At 72.4% G+C, this 6,883-nt stretch carries 4 protein-coding genes; all 4 read right to left on the bottom strand.

Annotated features, from left to right (window positions below; all coding sequences use genetic code 11):
• The coding region (locus ABZ924_RS35030; RefSeq protein WP_361919166.1) for an adenosylhomocysteinase at nt 1-1,030 on the bottom strand (1,030 nt) is incomplete at its 3' end.
• Nucleotides 1,014-1,916: a methylenetetrahydrofolate reductase [NAD(P)H] gene (metF, locus tag ABZ924_RS35025; RefSeq protein ID WP_361919164.1), complete on the bottom strand. Its 903-nt coding sequence runs from the start codon at nt 1,914-1,916 to the stop codon at nt 1,014-1,016. The genes metF and ABZ924_RS35030, both read right to left, overlap by 17 nt.
• Nucleotides 1,913-5,416, bottom strand: coding sequence for a methionine synthase (gene metH, locus ABZ924_RS35020; RefSeq protein ID WP_361919162.1), 3,504 nt, complete (start codon nt 5,414-5,416; stop codon nt 1,913-1,915). Before metH ends, metF begins: the two co-directional genes overlap by 4 nt.
• Entirely contained in the window at nt 5,413-6,414 is a 1,002-nt protein-coding gene (locus tag ABZ924_RS35015; RefSeq protein WP_361919160.1) for a carbohydrate kinase family protein, read from the bottom strand. Before ABZ924_RS35015 ends, metH begins: the two co-directional genes overlap by 4 nt.
• Nucleotides 6,415-6,883: the final 469 nt, after the last annotated feature.

The following is a 6,883-nucleotide window of genomic DNA, read 5'->3' as shown; positions in this document are numbered from 1 at the left end:
CGGCCATGTCGATCTCGTTGTCGAAGTGGCCGATGTTGCCCACGATCGCCTGGTGCTTCATCTTGGCCATGTCCGAGGCCATGATGATGTCCTTGGTGCCCGTGGTGGTGATGAAGATGTCGGCCGTCTCGACCACCTCGTCCAGCGTGGTGACCTGGTAGCCGTCCATCGCCGCCTGCAGCGCACAGATCGGGTCGATCTCGGTGACGATGACACGGGCGCCCTGGCCGCGCAGCGACTCGGCGCAGCCCTTGCCGACGTCGCCGTAGCCGAGGACCACTGCCGTCTTGCCGCCGATGAGGACGTCGGTGGCGCGGTTGATGCCGTCGATGAGGGAGTGGCGGCAGCCGTACTTGTTGTCGAACTTCGACTTCGTCACCGCGTCGTTCACGTTGATGGCCGGGAAGAGCAGGGCGCCGGCCTTGTGCATCTCGTACAGGCGGTGCACGCCCGTGGTGGTCTCCTCGGTGACACCGCGGATGTCGGACGCCAGGGCCGTCCAGTCGAGCGCGGTCCGGCCCAGGAGCTCCAGGACGAGGGCCATCTCCTCGTTCTCGGCCGTGGACGGGTCCGGGACGGCGCCGGCCTTCTGGTACTCGACGCCCTTGTGGACCAGCAGCGTCGCGTCGCCGCCGTCGTCGAGGATCATGTTCGGGCCGGAGTGGCCGGGCCAGGTCAGCGCCTGCTCCGTGCACCACCAGTACTCCTCCAGGGTCTCGCCCTTCCAGGCGAAGACGGGGATCCCGGCGGCGGCGATGGCGGCCGCCGCGTGGTCCTGGGTGGAGTAGATGTTGCACGAGACCCAGCGCACCTCGGCGCCCAGCGCGACCAGCGTCTCGATGAGGACGGCCGTCTGGACGGTCATGTGCAGCGAGCCGGTGATCCGGGCGCCGGCCAGCGGCTGCGCCGCGGCGTACTCGCGGCGGATCGACATCAGGCCGGGCATCTCGTGCTCGGCGAGGGTGATCTCCTTGCGGCCGAATTCCGCGAGGGAGATGTCGGCGACCTTGAAATCAGTGAACGGCGGCATGGGCGGGTGCACTCCTGCTGGTGTGGACGTTGCGGTGGATCTCAAGCGTCGCGGTGGAGCGGTTGAGAGTGATGTAGTGCAGGCCGGGGGCCCCTTCGTCCAGCAGCCGCTGGGCGAGCGCGGTGGCGTGGTCGACGCCGATGCGGTGGGCGGTGGCCGGATCGTGGCGGGCGGCCTCCAGGGCGAGGCCCAGCTCCACGGGGAAGCGGGCGTTGCTCAGCTCGGCGAAGCGTCGGATCTGCCGCACGTCCGTGGCCGGCATGATCTCCGGGATGATCGGGGTGTCGCAGCCGGCCGCGGCGACGCGGTCGCGCAGCCGCAGGTAGTCCTCGGCGTCGAAGAACATCTGGGTGATGGCGTAGTCGGCGCCGGCCCGGCACTTGGCGACGAAGTGGCGGACGTCGCTCTCCCAGTCCGGGGAGCGCGGGTGGCGTTCGGGGAAGGCGGCGACGCCGATCGAGAAGTCGCCGGAGGCCCGTACGAGGCGGACGAGCTGGTCGGCGTGGTTCAGCCCCTGCGGGTGCGGCGCCCACGGCCCGCGCGGGTCGCCCGGCGGGTCGCCGCGCAGGGCCAGGACGTCGCGGATGCCCGCGTCGGCGTACTGGCCGATGATCTGGCGCAGTTCGGCGACGGAGTGGTCGACGGCCGTCAGGTGCGCGACGGGCCGCAGGGTGGTGTCGGTGGCGATGCGCCGGGTCACGGCGACGGTGCGCTCGCGGGAGGAGCCGCCGGCGCCGTACGTGACGGAGACGAAGGTGGGGGCGACGGCCTCGATGCGGCGGATCGCGTCCCACAGCACCCGCTCCCCCGCGTCGGTCTTCGGCGGGAAGAACTCGAAGGAGAAGGAGGGGGCGCCGCTCGCCAGCCGCTCGCGCAGGTGGCTCATGCGGGACCGCCTCCGGCCTTGAAGTAGGTGGCCTCGGGGTGGTGCAAGATCAGGGCGTCGGTGGACTGCTCGGGGTGCAGCTGGTACTCCTCGGAAAGGGTGACGCCCACGCGTTCGGGGCGCAGCAGGTGGACGATCTTGGCGCGGTCCTCCAGGGAGGGGCAGGCGGGGTAGCCCAGCGAGTACCGGCAGCCCTGGTACTCGGTCTTGAGCATCCCGGCGAGGCCCGCCGGGTCGCGGTCGGCGATGCCGAGTTCGGAGCGGACCCGGGCGTGCCAGAACTCGGCGAGGGCCTCGGTGAGCTGGACGGACAGGCCGTGCAGTTCGAGGTAGTCGCGGTAGGCGTTGGCCGCGAAGAGCTCGTTCGCGGCCTCGGAGATCCGGTTGCCCATGGTGACGGCGGTGAAGGCGATGACGTCGGTCTCGCCGGACTCCTCGGAGCGGAAGAAGTCGGACAGGCACAGGTGCCGGCCGCGGGGCTGGCGCGGGAAGGTGAAGCGGGTCCGCTCGCTGCCGTGCTCGTCGAGGACGATCAGGTCGTCGCCCTTGGACACGCACGGGAAGTACCCGTACACGACGGCGGCCTCGAGCATGTTCTCGGTACGCAGCCGGTCCAGCCAGGCGCGCAGCCGCGGGCGGCCCTCGCTCTCGACGAGCTCCTCGTACGAGGGGCCGTCGGTGCCGCGCGCGGGCTTGAGCCCCCACTGGCCCATGAAGGTGGCGCGCTCGTCGAGCCAGCCCGCGTAGTCGGCGAGCGGGATGCCGGTGACGAGGCGGTCGCCCCAGAACGGCGGTACAGGCACCGGGTTGTCGGTGGCGACGTCGGAGCGGCCGACGGGCGCGGACTCGACGAGGACGGGACGGGCGGTGGCGGCGGTGACCCGGCGCGGTTTGAGGGCGGGCAGGGCGGCGCCCTCCTCGCCGCGCTTGACGGCGATCAGGGCGTCCATCAGGCGCAGGCCCTCGAAGGCGTCGCGGGCGTAGCGGACCTCGCCCTCGTAGATCTCGTGCAGGTCCTGCTCGACGTACGCGCGGGTGAGCGCGGCACCGCCCAGGATGACGGGGTAGTCGGCGGCCTTGCCGCGGCGGTTGAGCTCCTCCAGGTTCTCCTTCATCACCATGGTGGACTTCACCAGCAGGCCGGACATGCCGATGACGTCGGCCTTGTGCTCCTCGGCGGCCTCCAGGATCGCCGAGACCGGCTGCTTGATGCCGATGTTGACGACGTCGTAGCCGTTGTTGGACAGGATGATGTCGACGAGGTTCTTGCCGATGTCGTGGACGTCGCCCTTGACGGTGGCCAGCACGATGGTGCCCTTGCCGGCGTCGCCCTCGGCCTTCTCCATGTGCGGTTCGAGGTGGGCCACGGCGGTCTTCATGACCTCGGCGGACTGCAGCACGAACGGCAGCTGCATCTGCCCGGAGCCGAAGAGCTCCCCGACCGTCTTCATGCCCTCCAGCAGCGTGTCGTTGACGATGGCGAGGGCGGGCCGGGTGGTGAGGGCCTCGTCGAGGTCGGCGGCCAGGCCGTTCTTCTCGCCGTCGACGATACGGCGCCGCAGGCGCTCCTCCAGCGGCAGCGCGAGGAGTTCGGCGGCCCGGCCGGCCTTCACGGAGGTGGTGTCGACGCCCTCGAACAGCTCCAGGTAGCGCTGGAGCGGGTCGTAGTCCTCGCGCCGGCGGTCGTACACCAGGTCCAGGGCGCAGGCGAGCTGCTCGGCGGGGATCCGGGAGATCGGCAGGATCTTCGAGGCATGGACGATCGCCGAGTCCAGGCCGGCCTTGACGCACTCGTCGAGGAAGACGGAGTTCAGGACGACGCGGGCGGCCGGGCTGAGCCCGAAGGAGATGTTCGACAGGCCGAGCGTGGTCTGCACGTCGGGGTGGCGGCGCTTGAGCTCTCGGATCGCCTCGATGGTCTCGATGCCGTCGCGGCGGGTCTCCTCCTGTCCGGTGGCGATGGGGAAGGTCAGGCAGTCCACGATGATGTCGTGCTCGGCCATGCCCCAGGTGCCGGTGAGGTCGGCGATCAGGCGTTCGGCGACGGCGAGCTTCCACTCGGCGGTGCGGGCCTGCCCCTCCTCGTCGATGGTCAGGGCGATGACGGCCGCACCGTGCTCGGCGACCATCGGCATGATCCGGGCGAAGCGGGAGTCGGGGCCGTCACCGTCCTCGTAGTTCACCGAGTTGATGACGGCGCGGCCGCCGATGCACTCCAGGCCCGCTTCGAGGACGGCCGGCTCGGTGGAGTCCAGGACCAGCGGCAGGGTGGAGGCCGTCGCGAACATCGACGCCAGCTTGCGCATGTCGGCCGCGCCGTCGCGGCCCACGTAGTCCACGCACAGGTCCAGCAGGTGGGCGCCGTCGCGGATCTGGTCGCGGGCGATCTCCACGCAGTCGTCCCAGCGTCCGCCGGTCATGGCCTCGCGGAACGCCTTCGAGCCGTTGGCGTTGGTCCGCTCGCCGATGGCGAGGTACGAGGTGTCCTGCCGGAACGGCACCGCCGCGTACAGGGAGGCCGCGGCCGGCTCGGTGCGTACGGTGCGGGGGGCGAGGTCCAGGCCCCGGACGGCGTCGACGACCTGGCGCAGGTGCTCGGGGGTGGTGCCGCAGCAGCCGCCGACCAGCGACAGGCCGTGCTCGGTGACGAAGTCGGCGTGGGCGGCGGCCAGTTCGGCCGGGGACAGCGGGTAGTGGGCGCCGTCGGCGGTGAGCACGGGCAGGCCGGCGTTGGGCATGGCGGAGATCCCGGCGCGGGCGTGCCGGGACAGGTGGCGCAGGTGCTCGTTCATCTCGGCCGGGCCGGTGGCGCAGTTCAGGCCGATCATGTCGATGCCGAGGGGCTCCAGGGCGGTGAGGGCCGCGCCGATCTCGGAGCCGAGCAGCATGGTGCCCGTCGTCTCCACGGTGACCTGCACCAGCAGCGGCAGGTCGGCGCCGAGCCGGCGCAGCGCGCGGCGGGCCCCGATGAGGGCGGCCTTGGCCTGCAGCAGGTCCTGGCTGGTCTCCACGAGCACAGCGTGCGCGCCGCCCGCGACCAGGCCCTCGGTCTGCTGCTGGTAGGCGTCGCGCAGCACGGCGAACGGGGCGTGGCCCAGGGTGGGCAGCTTGGTGCCGGGGCCGACGGAGCCGAGGACCCAGCGGGGCCGGTCCGCGGTGCTGTAGCCGTCGGCGACCTCGCGGGCGAGGCGGGCGCCGGCCTCGGCGAGCTCGAAGATGCGGTCGGCGATGTCGTACTCGCCGAGGTTGGCGTGGTTGGCGCCGAAGGTGTTGGTCTCCACGCAGTCCACGCCGGCGTCGAAGTAGGCGGCGTGGACGGCCCGGACCATGTCGGGGCGGGTGATGTTGAGGATCTCGTTGCAGCCCTCGTGGCCCTGGAAGTCGTCCAGGGTGGGGCCCTGCTCCTGGAGCATGGTGCCCATGGCGCCGTCGGCGACCACGACACGGGTGGCCAGGGCGCGGCGCAGCCCGGCGGGGGTGGCGGTTGCGGTGGCGGTCATGGCGTCCTCGCCAGGTACGGGGCGATGCGGGCGGCGGTCTGCTCGCCGTAGCCGGCGTGCAGTCGGACGGCCAGCAGGGCCCGGTCGACGGTGTACTCCTGGGGGCCGGTGGCCTCCAGGGCGAGCGAGGCCAGCGCGCAGCCGAGGCGGGCGGCGTCCTCGGTGGTCAGGCCGCGGGAGGTGGCGGCGAGGAACCCGGCCCGGAAGGCGTCGCCGACGCCGGTGGGGTCGTGGGCGTCCGCGGCGGGCACCGGCACGGCGGGGACGTGCAGGGGGCTCAGGCCGGCCCGGCGGATCCGGGCCCCGTCGGCGCCGAGGGTGGTGATCCAGGTGCCGACGCGGGCGAGGATCTGCTCCTCGGTCCAGCCGGAGCGCTCCTGGATCAGGGCGGCCTCGTACGCGTTGCCGAACAGGTAGTCGGCGCCGTCGAGCAGCAGCCGCACCTGCTCGCGGTCGAGGCGGGGCAGCTGCTGGGAGGGGTCGGCGGCGAAGGGCAGGCCGAGCTCCCGGCACTGGCGGGTGTGGCCGAACATGGCCTCGGGGTCATTGGGCGAGACCACGACGAGATCGAGCCCGCCGGTGCGCTCGGCGACGGCGGCGAGGTCGATGCGGCGGGCCTCGGCCATCGCGCCGGCGTAGAAGGTGGCGATCTGGTTGTGGTCGGCGTCGGTCGTGCACACGAAGCGGGCGGTGTGGTGGGTGTCCGAGACGTGCACGGAATCGGTGTCGACGCCGTGCTCCTTGAGCCAGAGCCGGTAGCCGTCGAAGTCGAAGTCGACGCCGACCGCGCCGACGAGGACCGGGTCGGGCCCGAGGCCGAGCCGACCGAGCCCGAAGGCGATGTTGGCGGCGACGCCGCCGCGGCGGACGTCGAGCCGGTCGGCGAGGAAGGAGAGGGAGACGTGCCGCAGCTGTCCCTCGATGAGCTGGTCGGTGAAGCGACCGGGGAAGACCATCAGGTGGTCGGTGGCGATGGAACCGGTCACGGCGATGCGCATGGCAGCCTCCTGCGGTTTCTTGTGTTCCGAGCAGTCCTCGGGCCCCGGCTCGGCTCCACCGCCCCCGGCGGATCCCCGCCGCGGGCCAGGCCGATCCGGCCTCGCCGGCGATTGAGGCACGGAGCCCCAAAAGCCCGGCCGGCTCCGCCCTGGGACGGGGCCTTGCATCCCGGCCCCCCCTCCTTTCGAAGCGGGGGGTGGGCCAATCCAGCCCCGCCGGCGTTTGAGGCGCGGGGTCTGGGGCGGAGCCCCAGAAGCCCGGCCGGCTCCGCCGACGCGTGACGCCCGGGGCCTTGCCATCCCGGCCTCCGCCGACGCGTGGGACGAGGGTCCGGCATTTCCAGCCTCCGCCGACGCGTGGGACGGGAGTCCGGCAAATCCAGCCTCGCCGGCGTTTGAGGCGCGGGTCCGGGCGGAGCCCGGTGCCCGGCGGAGCCGGGTTCCTCGGGGCGCGGGGTTCGGGGGGGCG

This window comes from Streptomyces sp. NPDC046876, assembly GCF_040645035.1.
Lineage (GTDB): Bacteria > Actinomycetota > Actinomycetes > Streptomycetales > Streptomycetaceae > Streptomyces.
The sequence above is the reverse complement of the archived record's forward strand: the minus strand, read 5'-3'. Positions and strand labels throughout refer to the sequence as shown.

What these genes read in the sequence shown, in the direction of transcription:
- metF (WP_361919164.1), bottom strand. Translation starts at nt 1,916, where the DNA reads ATGAGCCACCTGCGCGAGCGGCTGGCGAGCGGCGCCCCCTCCTTCTCC.
- metH (WP_361919162.1), bottom strand. Translation starts at nt 5,416, where the DNA reads ATGACCGCCACCGCAACCGCCACCCCCGCCGGGCTGCGCCGCGCCCTG.
- ABZ924_RS35015 (WP_361919160.1), bottom strand. Translation starts at nt 6,414, where the DNA reads ATGCGCATCGCCGTGACCGGTTCCATCGCCACCGACCACCTGATGGTC.